Origin of the sequence: Acetobacter pasteurianus subsp. pasteurianus LMG 1262 = NBRC 106471 (genome assembly GCF_000285275.1) — a bacterium.
Taxonomy (GTDB): Bacteria; Pseudomonadota; Alphaproteobacteria; order Acetobacterales; family Acetobacteraceae; genus Acetobacter; species Acetobacter pasteurianus.
Genome location: NZ_CADO01000139.1, coordinates 99,406 through 121,877 on the forward strand (window position 1 = coordinate 99,406; position 22,472 = coordinate 121,877).

The 22,472-nt window shown below is 55.5% G+C and carries 22 protein-coding genes and 1 pseudogene; 14 read left to right on the forward strand and 9 right to left on the reverse strand.

Translation table 11 applies throughout. The features are described from left to right. Positions 1-11 precede the first annotated feature (11 nt). Positions 12-767 (reverse strand): competence/damage-inducible protein A, encoded by a 756-nt coding sequence (locus APA10_RS12380; protein WP_003628330.1) that lies wholly within the window; start codon positions 765-767, stop codon positions 12-14. A 157-nt stretch (positions 768-924) separates the two neighbouring features. Between APA10_RS12380 and APA10_RS12385 the strand changes: the two genes are divergently transcribed. From APA10_RS12385 to APA10_RS12395, 3 genes are read left to right on the forward strand one after another with little or no spacing between them, the layout of a single operon-like run. Further along, positions 925-2,550: a lysine--tRNA ligase gene (locus APA10_RS12385; RefSeq protein WP_003628327.1), complete on the forward strand. Its 1,626-nt coding sequence runs from the start codon at positions 925-927 to the stop codon at positions 2,548-2,550. Positions 2,551-2,570: 20 nt separating this feature from the next. Then, positions 2,571-4,658, forward strand: a complete 2,088-nt coding sequence (locus APA10_RS12390) for a lysylphosphatidylglycerol synthase domain-containing protein (RefSeq protein ID WP_003628326.1) — start codon at positions 2,571-2,573, stop codon at positions 4,656-4,658. A 57-nt stretch (positions 4,659-4,715) separates the two neighbouring features. Next, complete coding sequence (locus APA10_RS12395; protein WP_003628324.1) at positions 4,716-5,453, forward strand: MarC family protein; 738 nt, start codon at positions 4,716-4,718, stop codon at positions 5,451-5,453. A 14-nt stretch (positions 5,454-5,467) separates the two neighbouring features. Here APA10_RS12395 and APA10_RS12400 read toward each other — a convergent pair whose 3' ends face one another. Both APA10_RS12400 and tsaD read right to left on the reverse strand, forming a co-directional pair. Then, the gene (locus APA10_RS12400; protein ID WP_003628322.1) at positions 5,468-6,289 is read right to left on the reverse strand and encodes a 23S rRNA (adenine(2030)-N(6))-methyltransferase RlmJ; all 822 of its coding nucleotides are present in this window, start codon (positions 6,287-6,289) and stop codon (positions 5,468-5,470) included. After that, a complete protein-coding gene (gene tsaD, locus APA10_RS12405) occupies positions 6,286-7,392 on the reverse strand; it encodes a tRNA (adenosine(37)-N6)-threonylcarbamoyltransferase complex transferase subunit TsaD (protein WP_003628320.1) in 1,107 nt (368 codons plus the stop codon). Before tsaD ends, APA10_RS12400 begins: the two co-directional genes overlap by 4 nt. A 145-nt stretch (positions 7,393-7,537) precedes the next feature. Here tsaD and hemC point away from each other — a divergent pair, with 145 nt between their 5' ends. Both hemC and APA10_RS12415 read left to right on the forward strand, forming a co-directional pair. Beyond that, complete coding sequence (gene hemC, locus APA10_RS12410; RefSeq protein ID WP_003628319.1) at positions 7,538-8,611, forward strand: hydroxymethylbilane synthase; 1,074 nt, start codon at positions 7,538-7,540, stop codon at positions 8,609-8,611. Between the two features lie 9 nt (positions 8,612-8,620). Further along, positions 8,621-9,349, forward strand: coding sequence for a uroporphyrinogen-III synthase (locus APA10_RS12415; protein WP_003628318.1), 729 nt, complete (start codon positions 8,621-8,623; stop codon positions 9,347-9,349). 62 nt (positions 9,350-9,411) lie between these two features. Here the strand turns inward: APA10_RS12415 and secB are convergent, their stop codons facing one another. Both secB and APA10_RS12425 read right to left on the reverse strand, forming a co-directional pair. Beyond that, positions 9,412-9,909: a protein-export chaperone SecB gene (gene secB, locus APA10_RS12420; RefSeq protein WP_003628317.1), complete on the reverse strand. Its 498-nt coding sequence runs from the start codon at positions 9,907-9,909 to the stop codon at positions 9,412-9,414. Between the two features lie 126 nt (positions 9,910-10,035). Further along, positions 10,036-10,668, reverse strand: coding sequence for a histidine phosphatase family protein (locus APA10_RS12425; protein WP_080587180.1), 633 nt, complete (start codon positions 10,666-10,668; stop codon positions 10,036-10,038). Positions 10,669-10,714: 46 nt separating this feature from the next. Between APA10_RS12425 and APA10_RS12430 the strand changes: the two genes are divergently transcribed. The 4 genes and pseudogenes from APA10_RS12430 (at position 10,715) to APA10_RS12445 (ending at position 14,578) form a co-directional block, all read left to right on the forward strand. Further along, positions 10,715-11,395, forward strand: a complete 681-nt coding sequence (locus APA10_RS12430; RefSeq protein WP_003628315.1) for a Tim44/TimA family putative adaptor protein — start codon at positions 10,715-10,717, stop codon at positions 11,393-11,395. Beyond that, positions 11,392-12,249 carry a DNA-methyltransferase gene (locus APA10_RS12435; RefSeq protein ID WP_003628313.1) on the forward strand — a complete coding sequence of 286 codons (858 nt, stop codon included), beginning with the start codon at positions 11,392-11,394 and terminating at the stop codon, positions 12,247-12,249. The genes APA10_RS12430 and APA10_RS12435 overlap by 4 nt, the downstream gene beginning before the upstream one ends. Before the next feature lie 134 nt (positions 12,250-12,383). Next, positions 12,384-13,810: pseudogene (locus APA10_RS12440) on the forward strand (cytochrome-c peroxidase). 135 nt (positions 13,811-13,945) lie between these two features. Next, the gene (locus APA10_RS12445; RefSeq protein WP_012812692.1) at positions 13,946-14,578 is read left to right on the forward strand and encodes a Smr/MutS family protein; all 633 of its coding nucleotides are present in this window, start codon (positions 13,946-13,948) and stop codon (positions 14,576-14,578) included. Here APA10_RS12445 and APA10_RS12450 read toward each other — a convergent pair. Then, entirely contained in the window at positions 14,558-15,772 is a 1,215-nt protein-coding gene (locus APA10_RS12450; protein ID WP_003628306.1) for a hypothetical protein, read from the reverse strand. The two genes, APA10_RS12445 and APA10_RS12450, sit on opposite strands and share 21 nt — an antisense overlap. Positions 15,773-15,782: 10 nt before the next feature. Beyond that, the gene (gene hemF / locus APA10_RS12455; protein ID WP_003628304.1) at positions 15,783-16,697 is read right to left on the reverse strand and encodes an oxygen-dependent coproporphyrinogen oxidase; all 915 of its coding nucleotides are present in this window, start codon (positions 16,695-16,697) and stop codon (positions 15,783-15,785) included. Positions 16,698-16,836: 139 nt separating this feature from the next. On the opposite strand from hemF, the gene APA10_RS12460 reads away from it, so the two are divergent. The 5 genes from APA10_RS12460 to APA10_RS12480 all read left to right on the forward strand — a co-directional run bounded on the left by APA10_RS12460 (position 16,837) and on the right by APA10_RS12480 (position 21,121). Then, positions 16,837-18,060: a cytochrome b gene (locus APA10_RS12460; RefSeq protein WP_003628303.1), complete on the forward strand. Its 1,224-nt coding sequence runs from the start codon at positions 16,837-16,839 to the stop codon at positions 18,058-18,060. After that, positions 18,057-18,848 carry a cytochrome c1 gene (locus tag APA10_RS12465; RefSeq protein WP_050923429.1) on the forward strand — a complete coding sequence of 264 codons (792 nt, stop codon included), beginning with the start codon at positions 18,057-18,059 and terminating at the stop codon, positions 18,846-18,848. Before APA10_RS12460 ends, APA10_RS12465 begins: the two co-directional genes overlap by 4 nt. Next, positions 18,835-19,719 carry an S-methyl-5'-thioadenosine phosphorylase gene (locus APA10_RS12470; protein ID WP_003628301.1) on the forward strand — a complete coding sequence of 295 codons (885 nt, stop codon included), beginning with the start codon at positions 18,835-18,837 and terminating at the stop codon, positions 19,717-19,719. The genes APA10_RS12465 and APA10_RS12470 overlap by 14 nt, the downstream gene beginning before the upstream one ends. A gap of 42 nt (positions 19,720-19,761) precedes the next feature. Further along, on the forward strand, positions 19,762-20,343 hold the full coding sequence (locus APA10_RS12475) for a DUF4232 domain-containing protein (RefSeq protein WP_035365461.1): 582 nt from the start codon (positions 19,762-19,764) through the stop codon (positions 20,341-20,343). 142 nt (positions 20,344-20,485) lie between these two features. Then, entirely contained in the window at positions 20,486-21,121 is a 636-nt protein-coding gene (locus APA10_RS12480; protein WP_003628299.1) for a LysE family translocator, read from the forward strand. A gap of 10 nt (positions 21,122-21,131) precedes the next feature. Here APA10_RS12480 and APA10_RS12485 read toward each other — a convergent pair whose 3' ends face one another. After that, entirely contained in the window at positions 21,132-21,485 is a 354-nt protein-coding gene (locus APA10_RS12485) for a hypothetical protein (protein ID WP_035365459.1), read from the reverse strand. 242 nt (positions 21,486-21,727) lie between these two features. Continuing rightward, positions 21,728-22,378, reverse strand: coding sequence for an oxygen-insensitive NAD(P)H-dependent nitroreductase NfsB (locus APA10_RS12490; protein WP_003628295.1), 651 nt, complete (start codon positions 22,376-22,378; stop codon positions 21,728-21,730). Positions 22,379-22,472 lie beyond the last annotated feature (94 nt).

Here is a 22,472-nt window from a genome sequence, read left to right on the forward strand (position 1 = left end):
TGCGTAAAGCGTTAGACAGGCGGCTCTCCTTCTATGGGGATGCCGCCTTTTGTTTTGATAAGATCATGGATAGCGCTGGCCGCTTCTTCTACCTCGGCCCGGTTCTGCCCTTTGGCAACAAGGGCTACGCCACGGCGGCCATCTTCACGATGGAAAGGGTAGGAGCCGATATCCAGATCCGGAAAGCGATTCTGAATATCCTCCAATCCGTCAGCCAATGTGCCTTCAAAAAGCGATGTGGTGTGCCATGTGCGAGAAAAAACAGGCGCGCCCTTTTGCAGGCTGGGGGCAAGGCTATCAAACATGCCGCGCATAATGCGGGGCACACCGGCCATAACGTGCACATTGCCAATGCTAAAGCCCGGAGCCAGTGAAACCGGGTTTACAATAGGTGTGGCACCTTGCGGCAGCTTGGCCATGCGCTGGCGGGCGGCGTTAAATTCTTCCGGCCCAAAATAGGTTTCCAGCAGTTTGAAGGTGGGTGGATGAATCTCCCACGGTACACCAAAAGCTTCGGCAACACAGGGGGCTGTGATGTCATCATGCGTGGGGCCAATGCCGCCGGTGGTAAAGACCTCATCATACTTCGCGCGCATTTCTGTCACGGTGTTGATGATGGTTTCCCGAATGTCCGGAATCACACGGATTTCGCGCAGAGGAATCCCCAGTTCACCTAAGCGGAGGGCTAGAAACTGGATGTTTTCATCTTTTGTGCGGCCGGAAAGGATTTCGTTGCCAATAAGAATAAGGGCGGAGGTGCGGCGCATGGGTTGGGCCTGTCCTTTGCTGAAGCCTTCTTGATTTAAGTATAAAGCATGAAACGCAGGGGTGCTAACGTCAATGATTGGTAAAATTTGCCTCTATCCATCCTGTGCTGCGCGTTTTTGGATTGACCGCAGCGTGTCCAGTTCATAGCTTCCCGCCATGTCAGAAAGCCGATCCGCTCCCGTTTCCGATCTTCCACGTGCCTGGCCTTTTGAGGAGGCGCGTAAACTAGCCGATCATGTTGGTGTGCGCAGCACCGCCAACGGTGAGGGCGATGCACGCCCGGCGCTGCTGGAAACGGGCTATGGTCCTTCCGGCCTGCCGCATATTGGCACGTTTGGTGAGGTTGCCCGCACATCTTGGGTGCGGCAGGCCTATACAGCCCTGACAGGCCGCCCCTCGCGCCTGCTGGCTTTTTCCGATGATATGGATGCCCTGCGCAAGGTGCCCGATAATGTGCCCCAGCGCGACATGCTGGAAAAATATATCGGTCAGCCTCTTTCTCGCGTGCCAGACCCGTTCGGCACGCACGAATCGTTTGCCGCACATAACAACGCCCGCCTGTGCGCATTTCTGGACAGCTTCGGTTTTGAATACGAATTTGCGTCTTCCACCCAGTATTACACCTCTGGCCGGTTTGATGCCGCACTCCGCCGCGTGCTGGAAGTGCATGATGAGATTCTAAAGGTTATCCTGCCCACCTTAGGGGCAGACCGGCGCGCCACTTATTCCCCCGTTCTGCCGCTCCACCCCCGTACGGGTGAGGTGATGCAGGTCAAGATGGACGCCATAGATGCTGCAGCCGGCACTGTGCGCTGGACAGACCCTTCCAACGGTGAGGTGTTTGAAACACCCGTAACCGGTGGTCACGCCAAAATGCAGTGGAAGGCCGACTGGGCCATGCGCTGGTATGCGCTGGGCGTTGATTATGAAATGTCTGGTAAGGACCTGATAGACAGCGTGCGGCTTTCTGGCCGTATCTGCAAGATTTTGGGCGGTACCCCGCCAGCCGGGCTGACATATGAGCTGTTTCTGGATGAAAAAGGCCAGAAGATTTCCAAATCCAAGGGCAACGGGCTTTCTGTTGAAGAATGGCTGCGTTACGCCCCGCCGGAAAGCCTTGGGCAGTTTATGTTCAACCAGCCGCAGCGCGCTAAGCGGTTGTATTTTGATGTCATCCCCAAAACGGCGGATGAATATCTGACACATGTTGATAAAGCCAAGGTGTTGCAGGCCGAAAACCCTAAGGGGAATGACCTGCGCGCCAACCCGGCATGGTTTATCCATAAGGGCCATATCCCCGAAGATGCAGGCAGCCCGGTGCCGTTTAGCATGCTGCTGAACCTTGCCAGCGTGGCCAATGCAGAAACGCCAGAAGTGCTGTGGGGCTTTATCCGCCGGTATGATGCCGCCGTTTCACCCGAAACGCACCCCATGCTGGCATGCTTGGTGAAACATGCTGTGGCGTATTACGCAGATTTTGTGCGCCCGGCCAAAACCTTCCGCGCGCCAACCGAGCAGGAACGCGCTGCGCTGAGTGATCTGGCAGAATGCCTGCGAGGGTATGAAGGTGAAGCCGCAGATGCCGCCACCTTGCAGAATCTGGTGTTCGAAGTAGGCAAGCGCCACGCGTTTGAACCGCTGCGTAGCTGGTTTACCTGTTTGTATGAAGTTCTGCTGGGCCAGAAGGAAGGGCCGCGCTTTGGTGGCTTTGTTGCGCTGTATGGCGTGGCAGAAACTGTGGCCCTGATAGATACCGCCCTCCTGCGTGAGACGCAGGTTTAAAACATAGCGCCGCAAGTTACATGACGCAGACCCCACCCCCACCAGCTCCCCCTTCTTCGCTTCCGGGCGGAGGGGGATGGAAAAAGTGGCTCAAGCATTTGCCGCATATTCTTGGCCTGCTGCTTATGGTGGCCGCCATTGTGGTGGTGCAGCATGAACTGCGGCACCTGCGTATTTCAGACATCCGCCACGCCATGGAGGCCATTCCGGCCCGGCAGATGTGGATGGCGGTTGGCTGCACGCTGCTGTCTTACTTTATCCTGTCCTTTTATGATCGGCTGGCCGTCATTCAGGTGGGGTATAGTAAGCTGCCTTTTCGACGGGCGGCTTTTGCGGCATTCTGTTCCTACGTGCTTTCGCATAATCTGGGGTTTTCTGCCGTGTCTGGCGCGGCGGTGCGGTATCGGCTTTACCGCAACTGGGGCGTTAATTCCTTTGCCATAGCCCAGATTATTGCCTTCTGTTCTGCCACCTATCTGTTGGGTGCTGCGGTGCTGATAGGTGCCGTGCTGATCTGGGAACCCACGGTGTTGCCGGGCATTGGCCACCGTGTGCCTGCATCTGTACTGGCGGTTATTGGCGCATTGATGTGGTGCGGTGTGGCCGCTTACATCGGGCTGGCGTTTAAGGTGCGGGAATTCCGTTTCCGCAAATGGGTGGTGGAACTGCCATCCCCCCGTATGGCCATTATGCAGACACTGGTGGCCACGGCAGAAGTTGCGGCTACGGCCAGTATTGCTTTTGTGCTGCTTCCCCCCAGTGCCGGGGTAGATTTTGGCTCGTTTCTGGCCATTTACATTGCGTCTTATACAGCCGGGTTGGTGGCCAGTGTGCCGGGTGGCCTTGGTGTGTTTGATGGCGCCATGCTGCTGGCTTTAGGCCCCTATATGCCAGCACCGCAGATTTTGGGCATGGTGCTGATTTTCCGGCTTTTCTATTACATCATTCCGCTGTTTCTGGCGGGGATCATGTTTGCCGGGCACGAGCTGTTTTTGCGTGGTGATGCCGCTCTGGCAGAAAAGAAAAACCGCAAGATACAAAATAACCCGGATGCCGCCACAGCCCCTGCACCCGCGCAGCGCAGGCCCAGCCAAGTGGTACGGGAAAGTGAAGCTGCTTTTTCTGTGGCCGTGGCAACGGGCACGGTTTCACTGTGCGGGGTTATGCTGATCTGTCTGGTGATGCTGGACCCTGTGCCCAAATTTGCCATGGTGCCAGAAAGCCTTCTGACAATGGCGCGTGTGGGCGGCAACTATGTGCTTTCCCTTATGGGTGTGGTGCTTATCAGCTTGGCTATTGGGCTTTCCCAGCGGGTTACGCTGGCATGGCGTGGCGCGCTGTATCTGCTGCTTACCGCTACCGTGCTGACGTTTTTGCGTGGCAATACGTTTTTTGTGCCGGTTATGCTGGGGCTTTCTGCGCTGTTTATTGCGCCGTTCCGCTCCTGCTATTACCGGCATGCGCGGCTTTTGAGCGAACCCCTTTCTACCGGAACCCTCCTTTCTTTGCTGCTGCTGTTTGGCTGTGTGATCGCACTGGCCACACGGCATGATACGTCTGGCAGTTGGTGGCAGATGATGCTGGCCACGCACGCTCGTGGCTCGGTGCGGTGGACAATCGCGCTTTCTGTGGGCTTGGCGCTGTTTGTGGTGGCGCGGCTGATGTGGCCAGGGCGTATTGCCGTGCGGGAGTGGGATGAAGATGCCTACACCCACTACAAAAATCTGGATCACGCCCTGCCAGATATTCAGGCATTTCAGCCCTATGGCTATGTGACAGGTGAAGCCGGTGAGGCCATGTTGCCGCTGCATCGGCGTGATGCCTATCTGGTGGCATTTGGAGACCCGGCAGGGGAGGAAGCAGATAGTATTTCTGCCATCTGGAAAATGCGGGATCTGGCCTTGCAGGAAGGGCTAAAACCCGTGTTTTGGCATGTGGGGGATGACTTCGTGCGTATTTACGATGATATCGGGCTGAGTGTATGGGCACTTAATGATGGCAGTGGATTTAATTTCTGCTATCCAGCGGACGATATTGCGCAGGCCTCACGCTTTGTTAAAACGTACAAGGGTGGTGTGGGCAATTTGGTGCCATCAGATTTTTCGTGATTAAACGGTGTTTCCTCGGGTAGAGGGCGGATGCCTCGGACAGAACGGTGAGGGGTTATGTCAGCTCATTTTCCCGCAATGCTGTTAACGGCAACAGCATTTACATCTTCCATTTCCTCGTTTCTGCTGGCGTTTCCTGCGCTGTTTTCCATTGTAAACCCGTTTGGGGCTGCGCTTATTTTTGCGCAGGCAACAGCAGGCCGCTCGCAAACTGAAATTATGGCACTGGCGCGGCTGGTGTCTTTTTACTCTCTCTGCCTCATCATGGCCTCGCTTTGGCTGGGCAGTATGGTGCTGGCGTTTTTCGGTATCACCGTAAATGCGCTGCGCGTTGCTGGTGGGCTGGTTGTGGCTGTGCGTGCGTGGGATTTGCTGCAAAGCCCGGAAACGGTTGAAGCGCAGAAGGAAAAGCAGGCTCTGCAAGGTGGCCGTACGGTTATGGCTCCTAACTGGGCCGATGCCGCGTTTTTCCCGCTTGCCATGCCGTTTACAGTGGGGCCGGGCACAATTGCCGTGGCTATTGCTCTTGGTTCTGGCTGCCCGGCAGATGAACCTTTCTGGGCGTACACCATTGGCACCACGCTGGCTGGTGTGTGCGTTGTGGCTATTGTATGGGCGGCCTATTCCGGCGCAGATAAGCTGGTATCCATGCTGGGTGTTACCGGCACGCGTATCGTCAGCCGTATGGCAGCGCTGGTGCTGCTGTGCATTGGCGTGCAGATTTTGGCCGCAGGCGTGCAGGGCTTTGCCACGGATATGTGGCGGCACTTGCTTGCCATAAAACTACACGCATAACGCCGGTAAGGGCGTTATTCCTCTACAAGCTGGGTGACGCAGCTTTCATGCGCGCCCAGCACGTGTTGCAGCCGTTCAAGCTGTGCGCATGCCTTTTCTGCAAAGCCAAAGGGCGGGCGGATAACAAGCAAACCTGCGCCGTTAAGCTGATCTGGGTTGTGTGGCGGGCGCATGAGTAGTTCTGCCACGCAGATATTGCGGATACCGGTGCCCATAAGCGTTTCATGAAAAATCCGAACCGGCGTGCGGTGCTTGATGGGGTACCAAATGGCAATAATTGCATTGGCAAAGCGGGCCTGAATGGTTTGCACCGCTTGCGCAAGCCGGTCGAATTCTCCCGGTTCTTCAAATGGCGGATCAATCAGAATCAGCCCGCGCTTGGCGGTTTTGGGGGGCAGCAGGGCACGCAGGGCCTCGTAAGCATCGCGCTCATGCACCGTGACATTGGGAGTGTTGGTAAAGAGCCGGTAGAGGCTGCGTTTATCTTCGGGGTGTTTTTCGCAGCAGATTAACGCATCCTGCGCCCGCAGCATCTGCGCAATAATCAGTGGAGAACCGGGGTAAAATTCCGGACCGCCTGCTTTTTTGACTTGTTCCAGCCAATCTGCCAGCGGGCTGGCGGCATCTTCATTCCACAGTTTGCCAATGCCATCTCGCCATTCCTGCGTTTTTTCGGCTTCAGGGCTGTGCAGATCATACCGGCCGATACCGGCATGTGTGTCCAGCACCATAAAAGGCGCGGGTTTGCGCAAAAAACTTTGCAGCAGGGTAACAAGCAGGGCGTGCTTCATGCAGTCGGCAAAGTTGCCGGCGTGGTAGGCGTGGCGATAGTTCATGCGGAGGGTATTTCTGCTTCAAAACGGCTGGCCATATCTTCCAGTGGCCAGCGTGGGCGAGGGCGTAAGGCGTTATCGTTTATGGGGGGCAGATTGCGCTCTGCGGCTTCCCGCCATGTTTCCAAGGCTGCCCACCCCACCATAACGGCGTTATCCGTGCACAGGCGCAAAGGGGGGGCTGCAAAGCGCAGGCCACGTTGTGCGGCTGTTTTTTCTAACGCGGCGCGCAAAACCGTATTTGCAGCCACGCCACCAGCGGCCACCAGAAGTTTGGCTTCGGGCATCATATCCAGTGCGTGTTCAATACGGTTAGTGACCACATCGGCCACAGCCTGCTGGAAGGAGGCAGCCAGATCTGCCGCAAACTGGCGGGGCAGAGGTTCTTTGCCAAAAGGTACAAGCTTTTGGGAGATGGCGGTTTTTAGCCCGGAAAACGAAAAATCGCAGCCTTCACGTCGCCAAAGTGGGCGGGGCAGAGAGATGGCCTTGGGGTTGCCCTCACGCGCCAGTTTTTCCAGCTCCGGCCCACCAGGCCAGCCAAGGCCCAGCATTTTGGCAACCTTATCAAAGGCTTCACCTGCGGCATCATCAATTGTGCCACCCAGTTTGCGGTAATGGCCTACGCCTTCTACGGCAATGCACTGGCAATGGCCGCCAGAAACCAGCAGCAGCAGATAGGGGAAGGGCGCGCCATTGGGCACAATGCCGGGCAGGCGAGCCGTGAGGGCATGGGCCTCTACGTGGTTGACCGCCACAAACGGAATGCCCAGTGCCAATGCCAACCCCTTGGCAAAACCACTGCCCACAATCAGCCCGCCAATCAGCCCCGGCCCGGTGCTGGCAGCAATGAAAGATAGAGTCGCCGGGGCGATGTTGGCATCCTGCAAAGTGGCCTTAACCAGATTCGGCAGCAGGGCCAAATGGGCGCGGGCGGCAATTTCGGGCACCACGCCACCAAAATCTGCATGCCCGTCCTGAGAAATAACACGCTGTGCCAGCACGGTGCCATTGGGGGCCAGAATGGCGCATGCGGTTTCATCGCAGGAAGATTCAATGGCCAGTATTGGGCCATCTGGCCTGCGGTTTTGTGCGGTTTCGTTCATGGACGCATCATGCAAAACGGCGTATCCTTACGGCAACGCAATAGATGGACGGGGGCGGAATGTTTTTTCGGTCGCGCAAGTTTTTCAGACCAGCCGGGCATCATCACTTCTTGTCCTTTCTCTACTCCCGGTAATAGACACTCTTATGGATTCAGCCTACCCTTCCTCATCCGCCCCTTCTCCTGCGTTGCAGGAACTTGCGGCGGAAGCGGCGGCCCGCCAGAAAAAGGCAAGTGGCCATTCTGGGCGCCGCACCCTGCCTTTGCGTGTTGGCACGCGGGGTTCGCCCCTCGCGCTGGTGCAGACGCGCGCCTTCCTTACCACACTGACACGCTTCTGCCCCGTTTTGCGGGATATGGGCGCGTTTCAGGAACACCAGATTAACACCACGGGTGATCAGGTGCAAAATCGGCGTCTGGCCGAAATTGGTGGTAAAGGCCTGTTTGCAAAGGAAATTCATGAAGCCCTTGCCGATGGGCGGATTGATTTTGCCGTGCACAGCCTCAAGGATCTGGAAACCACGCTGCCCCCCGGCCTTGTGCTGGCCTGCACGCTCAAGCGGGAAGACGCGCGTGATGCCCTGATCCTCAGTCCCGGCCTTGCGCAGTCCGACCCGGATGATCCGTATTCTGCGCTGCCAGAAGGTGCGCTTATTGGCTGCGCATCCGTACGCCGTCAGGCGCAGATGCTGCATGTGCGCCCAGACCTGAAATTTGGCCTGCTGCGCGGCAACGTACAGACCCGACTCGATAAACTCGCGGCCCATCAGTGTCAGGCCACGCTGTTGGCTCTTGCCGGGCTTAAGCGCCTTGGCATGGCAGAACGTGCCAGCATTGTGCTGGACCCCACAGTTATGGTGCCAGCAGCAGGGCAGGGCATTGTGGGCGTAACCGTGCGCGAAGATGATATTGAACTGCGCGAACTGCTCTCTGCGATTGAAGATTATGAGGCCCGTGCCGTCGCCACGGCAGAACGCTCTCTGTTGGCAGAGCTGGATGGCTCCTGCCGCACGCCTATTGGTGGCTACGCACAGCTTATTCCCATCGTGGCGGGGGAAGACCCCAAACTGCACCTTACGGGCCTTGTTGCGCGTGAAGATGGGTCCTTCCTGTTAAAGCGCAGCATTACTGGCTTGCCAGAAGATGCAGCAAGGCTGGGTAAGGAGCTTGGTGAAAGCCTGCGTAAAGACAGCCCGTCTGATATTTTTGAGGAAAACTGAGGTAAGGCCATGCATCCGCGCGGCGTGATTGTCACGCGCCCGGAACCGGGGCTGAGTGAAACAATGGCAGCCGTTGCAGATGCAGGCTGGCTGCCATTGGCCTCACCCGCACTGGTTGTGCAGCGGCGTATGCTGCGCTTACCGCAAAAATTACCCGCAGCTATACTACTTACTAGTGGGCAGGCTGTTTCTGCTGCGGTTGCAGCGGCACAGCAGGTCAAATCGCTGGATATACCGGTTTATGCGGTAGGGGATCGCACAGCCCAACGGGCGCGAGATGCCGGGTTTACGCACGTTAAAAGTGCGGATGGTGATGCCCGTGCGCTTGTTGCGCTTTTACAAACTCACCAACAGCCAGAATGTGGCAGCCTGTTGCTATGCTCTGGGGCAGGGCAGGGCGTAGAGCTTGCGGCTTGGTGCAGGCAGGCGGGGTTTAAGGTTGTGCGCCGGGTTGTTTATGCAGCCAAACCGATCCAGCATATAAACGCTCAAACATGTACAGCCATTCAGGCTGCCAAGGTGGCGGTGGTTCTGTTTTTTTCAGCAGAGAGTGCGGCTGGCTGGTTGGCTGCTTTGCCTGAGGCAAAACAGAAGCTGTTAGCCGCGCAGGCAAGTGCGGTGGTGATATCTGGCCGTGTAGCCGGTGTGCTGCGTGCCGCCGGTTGGCAGAACATACGTGTTGCAGACCATGTATCCGCCGCAGCGGTTATGGATGCTTTGGGGACGTATCCCGCATAAAAAAACCTCCGCACCCGTAAGTGCGAAGGCTTTTTGTAACCCTTACAACAAGGACAACGCGATTATGCGTGGCCTGCTGCTTCGGGGAATTCTGCGCGGCGTGCCTGCCACAGAGCCACAAAGTCGATCGGCTGCAGCACGATGGGCGGGAAGCCACCATCACGTGTCACATCGCTGATGATGTTACGTGCGTAGGGGAAGATCAGACGCGGCACTTCAACCAGCAGGATCGGTTCGATCAGTTCCTGCGGCGGGTTGGTCAGGGTGACCACAGCGGCATAAACCAGCTCGGTCAGGAATACGGTGCGGCCAGCAGGGCCACCTTCCTTTTCCGGGGCTTCCTTGGCTTCTGCCTTAATGGACAGAACAACCTCGTAAACCATCTGGTCGTCCTGCAGGCGGTTGGCCTGCACATCAATGTTCACGCCAATCTGGGGCTGGCTGCGCAGGGTGGCAAAAATTTCTGCACCAACCGGCACTTCAAACGACAGATCGCGGGTGTACTGCAGGTTAACGGCAAGCGGCAGTGCGGGTGGGGCACTCTGTTCTGTTTCAGACATCGGTTCTGCTTTCGTCAGCTTCAACTTTGGATACCCTTCGCGGTAGCATGCCCGCAGGCATCCGCCAACCGCAAGCGGCACGTTTGGCAGGGTATCTGGGCTGTGCGCACGCCTTTTTATGCGTGCTCAGGGTGAAAAGTGCTGCCAGTCTCCATTTTCAAAACTCTCTCCGGTCAGGCTCAGCAAAAACCACCAGTGGGAAACCACAAGCGTTTCGGATGCTCTGGCATCCTGCGCCATGATCTGGCGGAACTGTTGTGCCCGGCTTTCCAGGCTTGCACTGCTTTCTGGCAACGGAGACCACCAGTGCTCATCTATGTGGGCAAAATCCAGATGCGGCCATGCAGATGCCAGAACAGAGGCAGGTGTACCTTTATCGCATGAATACATGCCGCGTTCGCGCACAAGAGGCATAATTTGCGGGGTAATGCCCAAGCGTTGCGCCAGAGGTGTGGCGGTTTGCAGCGCACGGGTGAACGGAGAAACCAGTATGCGCCGGATTCCCCTATCTGCCAGTTTCAGGGCCAGATCCTGCGCGTGGGCCTTGCCCTCAGCAGAAAGATGCGGGTCTTCCAACCCGGGGTCTCCCCCATGAAGGTTGTAATGGCGGTTGAATTCGCTTTCGCAGTGTCGCAGGATGATCATGATACCCGCAAGGTAGGAAGCATAATGCCCCTTTAGCAAGAGGGCAGGTGATTGTATCCCCCCATGCGCGTGACTATGTGATAAGTAACACGCGATTCTCCGGTTCTGTTTCATGTGCTGTGGCAGAACAGGCGCAAGGTTTTTGGTGGACGTAAGACAGATGGATTTTTCTCTCGGCCATTTCCCGGTCGATCTGGTGCTTCTGGCTCTGGTTGCAGCATTTCTGGTGCTGCGGTTGCGTAGCGTGCTGGGCAAGCGCGTGGGTATTCAGCCGGTACAGGTAAAGCTTCAGGTTCGGCCGGATGCAGCGCCCAGAGTAGTGGAAGGCAAGCCAGAGCAGGCTGAAACCGCGGCGGAATTTGATATTCCTGCTCCGGGCACGCGCGTGGGCTCATTGCTGGCAGATATTCGGCAGAAAGATCCTTCCTTTACACCCCAGCAGTTTTTGAACGGTGCGCAAATTGCATTCGCGCAGGTGGTGGTTGCCTATGCGCAAGGCAATGTGGATGTATTAAAAACGTATCTGACCCCCGCAGTGCTGGCTGCGTTTGAGGCCGGTATTACGGCCCGTGCCAATGCGGAAGAAACACAGCGCACAGATGTAAAAGCCATTCGGTCTCTGGCCATTGAGGACGTGCGCATTTCCCCTATGGAAGCAGGCACGGCAGCAGCCATTGATGTGCGCATTGTTTCTGACCAGATCAGCCTTGTGCTGAACAAGGAAGGTCAGCCGGTAACAGGCACGGATGCCGTTACAGAGTTTTCTGATCTGTGGACTTTTGAGCGCCTGCTGGATGTTAACGGCAGCACATGGCGCCTTGCGGCGGCGCGTAGTGCGTGAAAGCTGCCAAAGGTAACGGGGCATCCCGCGCCAACACCACATCCGCCAAAGCGCCTCGCGCCCGCCGTTATAAAATTGGGCAGCAGGAAATTGTGATGGGTGACTGCCTGCGTGCGCTTAAGCGCGTGCCGGCAGAATCGGTTGATGTGGTTGTTACGTCTCCCCCCTATAATATCGGCCTGTCTTACCGCAGTTATCCAGACAGGCGGGAGGAAGAGGATTATCTGGACTGGATGCTGGAGGTTGCGCAGCAGTTGCAGCGCATCCTTAAGGATGATGGTTCGTTCTTCCTGAATATTTCCGGTTCATCCGCACAGCCTTGGCTACCGTTTGAACTAGCGGTGCGGCTGCGTGATCTGTTTGTGCTGCAAAATCATATCTCGTGGGTAAAATCCATTTCTGTGGGGGAAGACAGCTTCGGGCACTTCAAACCCATGAACAGCCAGCGGTTTTTGCACCGCGGGCACGAGCATGTTTTCCACTTCACACTGCATGGAGATGTGCGGCTTGATCGGCTACGTGCCGGGGTACCGTATAAGGATAAATCCAATATCGCCCGCCGTGGCCACAGGCAGGATAGGCGCTGCCGGGGTGATACATGGTTTATTCCGTATGAAACCGTGCGGGGGCGAGCGGAAAAGTTTGATCACCCCGGCACATTTCCCGTAGCGCTGCCTGAACAGTGCATTCTGCTGCATGGGCGTGAGGGCGCACGCGTGCTTGACCCATTTATGGGTACGGGTACCACACTGCTGGCTGCCCAAAGGCTCGGCTGTTACGGGCTGGGGATGGAACTGGACCCCGAATACGTGGCCATTGCCCGCGCCCGTTTGAAAGATGATCTGGCGTCCTGAACGCCTGATCATCGAAAATTTCAATTATTAAAATAAAAACAATCGTTTGGACATATTGATATGTATCAAACACAATGCAGGTAACAGCGCATAAAAGCTATTCAATCAAGGCGTAGAAATCAGGAGACCGGGTTTTGAAACGATTAATCGTGTCAGCAGTGGGTGCAGCTCTGCTGGCTTATGGTGGAACAGTCGCTTACCTGCAGCATTTTGACCATATTACAGCACCAGAATTACCAGCATCTTCCCCCACGCTGAAAGATCCTGTGGCACTGGCAGCGTTTAATGCCCTGCGTGAGGCACGGTGTGATTACTGCCATGCCGAACAGCGTGATCTGCCGTTTTACTTCCGCGTGCCGGTTGCAAAAACGCTTATGGAAAAAGACCGCGCCAACGGGCTGCGTCATTTCCGTGTAGAGCCGGTGCTGGATGCGTTTGAACAGGGCACAGCCCCTACGGAAGAGCAGCTTTCCCGCATTGAGGAAGTGATTACGCAAAACCGTATGCCGCCAAACCTGTATCTGATGATGCACTGGCACGCCCATCTGTCTAACGCAGAGCGCGAAGCCGTGTTGAAATGGGTGCAGGATACGCGCCGCAAAAACTACAATAACACCGGTGCGGCAGAGCAGTTTGCAGCAGAGCCTATTCGCCCTGTGCCAGAAAGCGTGGAAGCCGATCCGGCTAAATGGACGCTGGGGCGCAAGCTGTTCTTTGACAAGAGCCTGTCGGGCGATAACACGCTCAACTGCGCAAGCTGTCACGGGCTGGATACCGGCGGGGTGGATAATCTGGTTACAGCCACTGGTATTGGTGGGCAGAAAGGCCCCATCAACACGCCTACAGTGTATGATGCCTACTTCAAGATGGCGCAGTTTTGGAACGCCCGTGCCACCACGCTGGCAGAACAGGCCGCTGGCCCTGTGATGAACCCGGTGGAAATGGGTTCTCATAACTGGGAGGAAGTGGCCAACAAGCTGAATGCAACCCGGAATACGCACCGCTGTTCCAGGCTGCATTTGGCCCAGATGCCAAGGTTGATGAAAAAACCATCACCACGGCTATTGGCGAGTTTGAAAAAACGCTGGCTACGCCAAATGGCGCTTTTGATGAATACCTCAAAGGCAAGCCGGATGCCATTAGTGAGCAGGCCAAACGCGGGTATGAACGCTTTAAGGCCATTGGTTGCTCAGGTTGCCATACCGGCATTGGTGTGGGTGGACGCGGCATGGAAATCATGGGTCTTGAAGGTGATTACTTCAAAGACCGTGGTGGCAAGCTGACGGACGCTGATGAAGGCCGTTATGCGGTAACGCATGAAGCGAGTGACATGAACCGCTTTGTGGTGCCCAACCTGCGTAATATTGAGCTGACAGGCCCATACTTCCATGATGGCAGCGTAAAAACGCTGGATGAGGCTGTGCGCAAAATGGCCCGTTACCAAACCCCGGATCAGAACATCTCTGATCAGGATGTGGCGGACATTGTGGCCTTCCTGAAAACGCTGACAGGGCGTTACGATGGCAAGTTGCTAACCAACAGCAATCCGGCCGCCAAATAGTAAATCTGGTGTGAGAAAAGCAGCCTTCCAAATGGGGGCTGTTTTTTTCTTTTCTTGAAAGATGGCCCGCAGGCAGGTGATAACCAAGCCTGACGGGCCATTTTTGGTTTTAGGGCATGAAACGTAGAGGGTGATGTGAACAGGCGTCGGCGGCACTTGCAGGAGGGGGAAAAGGCGCTATGGGCGCTGGTTGTGCGGGATGTTGCCCCCCTGCATGTGGCCGAACTGGTGCCCCCCGCAGCGCAGAATGAGCCAGAGCCACAGGCTATTCCACGCGCGCAGGCCAAGGCAGGCAAAAAGTCTCAGGCCAGTGGGCTTATGGCGTCTTCATCCGGTGGTGAAAGCGGTATGGCCGCAGCCAATTATGGTTTTATGGCCCCGCGTGCCCCTGCTGCGGGCCTGCGTGTGCAGCAGGCACCGCGCCCGATAGAAACCATAGGCAAACGCCAACCCGGTGTGGATGATTACAGCTGGCGGCGCTTTACCCAAGGCAGCTTTAAGGTAGAGCGGCGGTTGGATCTGCACGGTATGGTGGCGCAGGAAGCCTTCCATCGGCTGATGGAGTTTATGGATGTGGCTACCCATCGGGGCCTACGCTGTGTGGAAATTATTACCGGCCTGGGCACAGGTGAGGAAGGCGGCATTTTGCGGCGCGAACTGCCCCATTGGCTGGAAAGGCCAGAAATTCGCCGCCGTATTCTGGGGCTTACGTACCCTCATGCAGGGAACAGAGGGTCCGTTCGCGTATTACTCCGTCGGCGGCGTTGAAAGCAGAGCCGGGGGCGTGGCATCGCGCCAGCGGGGCAGGCTTTGGGCAAACCAGCGGCGCAGTGCCATCAACACATGCGGTTCAGGCATGAGCGTTTCATAAAACGGAGTGCCTGCCGTGCCTGCCAGAATGGTCTGATTTTCTGCCGCAGCAGCCTGTTGAATGGCCGGACGGTTTGCGCATATTTCAGCCGCGTGGCGCCAGCGGGCAATGCTATCGGGCTGCGTAAGGGCAGGCAGCACAAGCCCTGCATGCAAGCTGCATGCTGCGGCAATAGCGCCCCAAGCTGGTAGCAGAAACGCAGGTTGGGAATATTTGTGTTCCTGCTGCAGTACAGCCAGCAGATCGGGTGGCAGGTTGGGTTGATGAACCTGCATATCCGGCCGCGCATTATTGACAAACAAGGGTGCAAAACCCGCAGCCTGTAATGTGGCAATGCGGCTGGGGTAGCTGGCATCCAGCGGCAGTTGAATCACATCGGTCTGGCCTGCCTGCAAAGTAGCCATTGCGGCTTCTGGTGTGGCATGTCCGGCTACGGGTTGTGGGCGCAGGCCCAGCATATCCAGCGCCAGAACGGTGGTGAGTTCCGGCCCGGTGAGTTTGGAAACAGCAACACGCGTAAGCTGCCCGCTCAGCCGTGCGCGGAAAGACTGATGCAGGCTGATGCGCCCCACGGCAACGCTAGGTTGTGCCACCAGAAACACAGGGGCCCAGCGCCGGTAATCAAAATGAATACGCGGCCCACCCAGCATGGCGGAAAGAATAGCCGTGCCGGGTACTATCAAACCAACAGGGCCGGGGGCAGATTGCTGTTGGGTATCAAACAGATTGGCCCCGGTTATGCCATCCCACCCGGTTGTAGGGGTAAGTTGCAAAGGGGGGCTAAGGTGCAGTTCTTCTTCAAGTGCTGGTGCCAGCAGGCTGGCCCAGCGCCCACATTCGGAAGAAGACGTGCCCCCAATAATAAGTGCAGATCCGCCATCTGCACTGGTGGCAAGAGAATCCTCCGCACGTGCTGTATGCGCACCTGCCATAATGGCAGCAGCACCACCAAGCAGAGTGTTCAGGAACACACGACGCGAAAGCTGCCGTTCAGGCATCACAAAAAGCCGGGGCTTATCAGCATGGGGCAAGCGCGGGAGATCCTCTTTCTGTTTCCGCCCCATATTAAGCGCATATGAGGCAAGAATCACGCGTGTTTTATTACGGCCATTTTACTTCGGGTGGCATGCTCATCAGAATGGCTTCGGTATGGCCACCGGTTTTTAGGCCAAACAATGTGCCTCTGTCGTGCAGCAGATTAAATTCCACATAACGGCCACGGCGGATAAGCTGGGCTTCGCGCTGTTCTGGCGTCCACGGTTCCATCATGCGGCTGCGGATAATTTCGGGGTAGGATTTTAGAAAAGCCAGCCCGACATCTTTTGTAAAGGCAAAGTCTTCCTGCACATCACCACTGTTCAGCCGGTCGTAAAAAATACCGCCCAGACCACGGGGTTCGTTACGGTGGGGCAGATAGAAATACTTGTCACACCATGCTTTGAAGCGTGGATAATATTCTGGATCATGCGCATTGCAGGCCTGCGCAAAGGCGGCATGAAAGCGTGCGGCATCATCCTGCGCTTCTGCACTTTCGGGGAACATGGGGGTAATATCCCCACCACCGCCAAACCAGCCTTTGGTGGTGATAATCATACGGGTGTTAAAATGCGCGGCAGGTACTAACGGGCTGCACATATGCGCCACCAAGCTAATACCCGTGGCAAAAAAATGCGGGTCTTCTGCCGCACCGGGAATGGTGGCGGCAAATTCCGGTGTAAAAGTGCCCTGCACGGTGGAAACGTTTACGCCCACTTTTTCAAAAACACGGCCATGCATCACGCTCATCACACCGCCGCCGCCGGGGCTGCCATCTTCGTTCAGGCGGTTCCAGTTTTTGCGCTCAAAACGGCCTGCGGCTTCATGGCCGGGCAGAACAGGGCTGTTCTGTTTTACGGCGTCATCCTCAATGGCTTCAAAAGCAGCGCAAATTTTGTCACGCAGGCTTTCAAACCATTGGCGGGCTGGTTCTCTAAGGGCTTGGTGGGCAGAAACATCAGCGGTGTCGGTGGGCGTCATTGAACTGTCTTTTCCTCATCGTCCTTGCCTGAAGCTGCCATCTGCTTACAGGCTTTCAAGGGGTGCGCTTTTAGGCGCGTCATTGCAAGATGAACCCGAACATCGTTAAACCAACAGCAGCTCTGCGCAGGGCAGAAGCATGTACCCTATAAGTGGCGTAAGGGGAGAAAAGGGCAAGATGGCAGCAACACCGGCCCGCCATACGGAGCAGGCAGAAAAGGAAGCACATTCCTTTTTACAGCAGGCGGGTGCGTATGCACGGCATTATGGCCGCCTGCCTTTGCCCGCAGATCTGAACTGGTGGTGGACCATTGGCGCCATGCTGGTGGCTGTTCTGGTGCTCATGCTGTTATCGGGGCTAACCCTTACACTGGCTTACACACCAGATGCCTCGCTTGCGTTCGGGTCAGTCGAGGCCATTGAGCGGCGTATGCCCTCTGGCTGGCTGCTACGCGCCATGCATATGACAGGGGCCTCGTTTTTTATGGCGGCCCTGTATGCGCATTTATTGCGTGGGCTGTATTACCGCACCTATCTGCCACCTCGGCGCAGCGTGTGGTTAAGCGGTTGTGGCTTGCTGGTGTTGGTGATGGTTACAGCCTTTGCAGGCTATGTGCTGCCTTGGGGGCAGATGTCTTACTGGGGCGCAGATGTGGCCGCCAAGGCTGTAGGGGCTGTGCCATTTGTGGGGCAGGGGCTGGAACAGGTTTTTCTGGGCGGTGAAAGCCCGGGCACACCTACATTGCACCGTATGCTCACTCTGCATTTTCTGCTGGCGTTTGTGATTATCGGGCTGGTTTTGGTGCATGTTGCTGTTGTGCATGCAAAGGGCAGTTCCAGCCCTTCTGTGCAACCCGAAATACGCCGGAAATATCTGCCCTTTTACCCGTATTTTACCACGCGGGATATTCTGGCCGTATTGGTTATGTCCTTGGGTTTTGTGGCCGTGATGTGCTTTTGGCCGGGGCTGATAACAGAGCCAGCCAATTATCGCCCAGCCAACCCATTGCACACACCTGCGGATATTGAACCTGAATGGTATTTTCTGCCGTTTTACGGAATGTTGCAGGTTGTGCCTTCCAAATTCTGGGGGCTGCTTGTTTCCGGCGGTGCAGTGGCTGTGCTGTTTGCTGTGCCGTGGCTGGATAAAGGTAGGCGCATAGCAAATAGTGGCTTGGCACGGCTGGCAGATGCCGGGGCGCTGTTGGCCTGCGTAGGGGCTGCGGTTACTGCCGCCGCAGCAGGCGTGCATCATGCTCAAGGTGGGTGGCTTTTGGCCGGGCAGGCTGCCTGTTTAGTTTATTACCTGTATTTTCTGGTTTTTCTGCCCTTACGTACCCGTTTTGAGGGGAAAGAGGCATGATAGTGCAGAAAATACGCCCCACATTTTGGCTACGCGGCGGAGGGATGCTGCTTTTGGGCGCTATGATGCTGGGGGCAGATATTGCGCAGCCCGCACAAGCACAACCCGTTAAAGCGCCAGAGCAGAACTGGTCTTTCAAAGGGCCGTTGGGGCATTTTGACCTGCCATCTGTTCAGCGTGGATACGCTGTGTTTGCGGGAATATGTGCCTCCTGTCATAGTTTGTCGGAGGTGCGTTTTTCCGATCTCACAGATATGGGGCTGACGCTGGAAGAAGTGGGCGCCGTGGCCGCCACATGGCAGGTGGCAGACGGGCTGGATGCAGAAGGGCGGCTGAAGCACCGTAATGCTCGGCCAGATGATGCACTTTCTTCCTCCTATTCCGGGCCGGAGGCTGCGCGTGCGGCCAATGGGGGTGTGGTGCCGCCTGATCTTTCGCGCATAGTGCAGGTTTACCCCGGTGGAGCAGACAGGCTGTTTGCACTGCTCACCGGCTATAAGCCCGATGCAGTGCGTGTGCCGGGTAAAGGGTTTGCCAATTCCTTCGCTATTGGCCATTACACCGCCATGCCGCCGCCTTTGCGTGAGGGCGCGGTAAAATATGCAGATAACATCCCCGCAACCGTTACGCAGCAAGCGCGGGATGTTACCACTTTTCTTGCGTGGGTTTCTGCACCGCATCAGGATACCCGCCGCCGTGTTGGCATAGGTGCAGGTTTGTATCTGTGCTTTCTTGCCGTGTTGTTTGTGATTTTAAACCGGAGACTCTGGTCGCATGTCAGAAAATGAAACTGTGGAACCCGTTATTGGCCTGATAGGCGGGTCTGGCCTGTATGATATTGACGGGTTGGAAGAAAAGGAATGGCGCACGGTAGAAACGCCTTGGGGCCTGCCTTCTGACCAGCTTCTTTTCGGGCGGCTGGATGGCGTGCGCTGCGTGTTTCTGCCGCGCCACGGCCGTGGGCATCCCATTCCGCCTTCACGCCTGAACTATCGGGCCAATATTGCCGCCATGAAAATTTCTGGCGTAACAGACATTGTCTCGCTTTCTGCTGTTGGGTCTTTGAAAGAAGAACTGCCACCGGGGCATTTTGTGGTGATCGATCAATTTATTGATCGTACCATTGCACGCACCAAAAGCTTTTTTGATACAGGCTGTGTTGCGCATATTTCTATGGCAGATCCGCTGTGCAACCGCGTGGGCGATGTGCTGAAGGCGCAGGCAGACAAGCTGGGTATTACCGCTGTGCGTGGCGGCACCTATCTGGTTATGGAAGGCCCGCAGTTTTCAACTCGTGCAGAAAGCGAGCTGTACCGGAGCTGGGGTTGCTCCGTTATTGGTATGACCAACATGCCAGAAGCCAGCTTGGCGCGTGAAGCTGAAATCTGTTACGCCACGGTGGCTATGGTGACAGATTATGACTGCTGGCACACGGAGCATGACAACGTGACAGTAGATAGCGTTGTAAAAACCATGCAGGCGAACTCAGCCAATGCCAAGGCGCTGATTAAAGCTGTTATTCCTGCTTTGGGTGGCAAGCGCCATAGCTGTAGCGCAGGCTGTGACCATGCACTGGAACACGCTATTATGACGGCACCTTCTGTGCGTGACCCGGAACTGGTAGCAAAGCTGAAAAGCATTGCCGGCCGCGTTCTGTAAAAATATAAAAACAGGGCATGGAGTATTTGTTTTTGATGCTTCATGCCTTGGGTTTTTAAGGTGTTAGCAAAACCGGCCTTAAAAACAGAAAGAATACGATACATGGTAAAATCAGCCCGCACGTCTGCCCCTTTGCTTATCATGTGCCTGCTTGTGGGTGGTGTGCATGCAGCGCAGGCACATCGGGCTGTAAGGTCTTGCAAACCGGCTGATTTATCTGTGCATTTTGAGGACGGGCAGGGGGCGTTTGATGGCATGTCCCATAGCGGGGCGTGGGTTGTTCTTGCCAACCGCAGTGCCACGCGCTGTGCTGTTCCTGCATTGCCGGATGTGCAGCTTGAAGATGCACAGGATCATGTTCTGGCAATAGGCAAGCCAGTGCCCCTTTCCCCCCACCAACAGCCAAGCCAGAAAATACTCAAGCCCCATGTACTGTGGCGGGCCAGCATGTATTGGGTTTCTGGCAATGTGTATGATGGGGGGCAATGTGTTTCCCCCAATCGTGCTGTATTGACGTTTCCTTTGGGGGATGTGCGCGTTGATTTTCCTGCACGCACTTTATGCGGGCCAGCCCAAACACCGCTTACGTTTGAGCAGGGGCTATTACAGCCGGTACCGCGTTAACAGCGCAAAGCGTATTTAAAACCAAATGCTATGAGTAATGCAGTGGCATCAGGGGTGTACTGTTTTTTATTACAGCCTGTTCACCTTTTCCGTTTTCTCCTTTAGGACGCTTCCAAACCTTTAACCGGAGAGCCGGATCGTTATGCCGCATGTTTTCCTTCCTGTGCTGGCGTTTGCTGCTGCATGGGGTGTTCTTGTTTTAACACCGGGCACAGAAACGGCCCTTATTATCCGGCTGAGCATCAGTGTAGGGCGCACAACCGCCATTGGTGCGGTATTGGGCATTGCTGCGGGCCTGACCCTGTGGGGCATTGGCACGGCATTTGGGTTAAGCGCGCTTATTGCGGCATCTCACACATTGTATCTGGTGCTGGAATGGGCCTGCGCTGGCTATCTGCTCTCTCTAGCGTTTCGGTTGGCGGTCAATGTCCTGCGCTCCACACCAGAGACGGAAACAGATTCCGAAAATCAGGCCCCCAAGGCATTTTGGTCGGGCTTTCAGCGTGGGATGTTCACCACAATTCTAAACCCGCTTGTTGGGGTGTTTGATCTTACAGCCTTTCCACAATTTATTCCCCCAGAAGTAAATGCCGTAACATATGCGCTGCTGTTAACCGTAGTGCAGGCTGCATTAACTCTGACATGGTATTTTACACTGGCTTTTACAGCACTTTTCTTCAGCCGCTTTCTTGCCAACCCGGTTGTTATTCGTGTTCTGGATGGGTTAACAGCTTTGGTTTTTGTTATCTTTGCCATTCGGCTTGTTATAAGCGGCTGAAGAGGTGCAGTTAGGAAAACTTGCGGAGCTTCTGCATGTTTTTCTGAAAGCGGGATTCCTTATTTTTCTGTTGCATGGCAATGAAATGCCGGAACGCAAAAGACATAAGGGCACACCCAATAACAAACCCCACAAGGGTAAACATAACCAAGGCAGATGTGCTGTACACAGCCCATGATCGGGTATCGGGCAGGGCATCCCATACCGGTTTCAGCCAGCTTATACTGTGCGGATCATGCACCGGTATGTTGGCACGCAGCATGGCATCTTTAATAATCACCATTAAGGTTACGGGTAATGAAAGTGCCATTAAAAATGCACCAGATGCCCATATCAAAATGTATCTTCGTTCCTCTGTGCACATTTCTTGTTTTCCCCTTACATGTTCTTGAGATCATGCAATTGTGCATAAGTAACGCCGCAGCTCTGCTTGAAGTTGCGTGCTACGGAGGGGAAGGGAGGTTTCGGGTTTCTGTTAGAAAGGCGTATTTTCTGAGTATCTACTGGAAAATACTTGAAAAATTTCTGTTTGCAGTGCGGCTAACTTAGAAAACTAAAATAAAAATGGCGGATGGCCTGCATGCAGCAGACCGTCCGCCGTGGTTTTTAGAGCTGCGTGAACAGGCTTTTTTCTGGCAGACGAGACTTGGGTAGTTTGGCGTTGAAATCTGCATCGGAATGATAGCCGAGCGAGACAATAACAGCCGGGGCAAGCCCTTTTTCTTTCAGGCCCAGTTCCTTATCCAGAATGGCAGCATCAAACCCTTCCATGGGGGTTGCATCCACTCCAAGAAGTGCGGCTGAAAGCAGCAGAAAACCTTGTGCAATATATGTCTGCTTTTGTGCCCAGGTTGCTACATCGCCCATTTGTTCATGCAGCCCCACAAAACCATTGCGTCCCTTGGTAATGGAAACTTTGGTGGCTTCATCCGCAAAGCGGCCGTCTTTCTGTTCCTGCTCGGTAATGCTTTCCAGATATGCGGGCGGCAGGCTTGTGCGAGAGCTCAGCACAATAACATGCGATGCATCCATAACGCGGGGCGCGTTAAACGCAAACATGCCGCTGGTGGCCTTGGCAATGCGGGCTTTGCCTTCATCATTGTCAGCAACAAAAAAGTGCCACGGCTGAGAGTTTACGGAAGATGGGCTGTAGCGCAGTGCTTCTTGTAACTGAGCAAAAATATCTGCCGGAATTTTACGGGTTTTATCGTAAGCTTTGGTGGTGTGCCGGTGGGTAAGAGTTTCAAGAAGCGTCACGGCTGTTCTCCTCAGCTTTATACAATGAGTGATGGCAAGCGTAACTTCGTACCCTCAAAAGGTCACGGTGCATTACGTTAATGGATGCTATGCC

Bases quoted from the DNA above. Each gene is read 5' to 3' on its own strand.
- secB (WP_003628317.1), bottom strand. From the start codon at position 9,909: ATGTCTGAAACAGAACAGAGTGCCCCACCCGCACTGCCGCTTGCCGTT.
- APA10_RS12395 (WP_003628324.1), top strand. From the start codon at position 4,716: ATGTCAGCTCATTTTCCCGCAATGCTGTTAACGGCAACAGCATTTACA.
- APA10_RS12480 (WP_003628299.1), top strand. From the start codon at position 20,486: ATGCCGCATGTTTTCCTTCCTGTGCTGGCGTTTGCTGCTGCATGGGGT.
- APA10_RS12415 (WP_003628318.1), top strand. From the start codon at position 8,621: ATGCATCCGCGCGGCGTGATTGTCACGCGCCCGGAACCGGGGCTGAGT.
- APA10_RS12475 (WP_035365461.1), top strand. From the start codon at position 19,762: ATGCCTTGGGTTTTTAAGGTGTTAGCAAAACCGGCCTTAAAAACAGAA.
- APA10_RS12425 (WP_080587180.1), bottom strand. From the start codon at position 10,668: ATGAAACAGAACCGGAGAATCGCGTGTTACTTATCACATAGTCACGCG.
- APA10_RS12465 (WP_050923429.1), top strand. From the start codon at position 18,057: ATGATAGTGCAGAAAATACGCCCCACATTTTGGCTACGCGGCGGAGGG.
- APA10_RS12430 (WP_003628315.1), top strand. From the start codon at position 10,715: ATGGATTTTTCTCTCGGCCATTTCCCGGTCGATCTGGTGCTTCTGGCT.
- APA10_RS12400 (WP_003628322.1), bottom strand. From the start codon at position 6,289: ATGAACTATCGCCACGCCTACCACGCCGGCAACTTTGCCGACTGCATG.
- APA10_RS12385 (WP_003628327.1), top strand. From the start codon at position 925: ATGTCAGAAAGCCGATCCGCTCCCGTTTCCGATCTTCCACGTGCCTGG.
- APA10_RS12470 (WP_003628301.1), top strand. From the start codon at position 18,835: ATGTCAGAAAATGAAACTGTGGAACCCGTTATTGGCCTGATAGGCGGG.
- tsaD (WP_003628320.1), bottom strand. From the start codon at position 7,392: ATGAACGAAACCGCACAAAACCGCAGGCCAGATGGCCCAATACTGGCC.
- APA10_RS12390 (WP_003628326.1), top strand. From the start codon at position 2,571: ATGACGCAGACCCCACCCCCACCAGCTCCCCCTTCTTCGCTTCCGGGC.
- hemC (WP_003628319.1), top strand. From the start codon at position 7,538: ATGGATTCAGCCTACCCTTCCTCATCCGCCCCTTCTCCTGCGTTGCAG.
- APA10_RS12460 (WP_003628303.1), top strand. From the start codon at position 16,837: ATGTACCCTATAAGTGGCGTAAGGGGAGAAAAGGGCAAGATGGCAGCA.
- APA10_RS12380 (WP_003628330.1), bottom strand. From the start codon at position 767: ATGCGCCGCACCTCCGCCCTTATTCTTATTGGCAACGAAATCCTTTCC.
- APA10_RS12485 (WP_035365459.1), bottom strand. From the start codon at position 21,485: ATGTGCACAGAGGAACGAAGATACATTTTGATATGGGCATCTGGTGCA.
- hemF (WP_003628304.1), bottom strand. From the start codon at position 16,697: ATGACGCCCACCGACACCGCTGATGTTTCTGCCCACCAAGCCCTTAGA.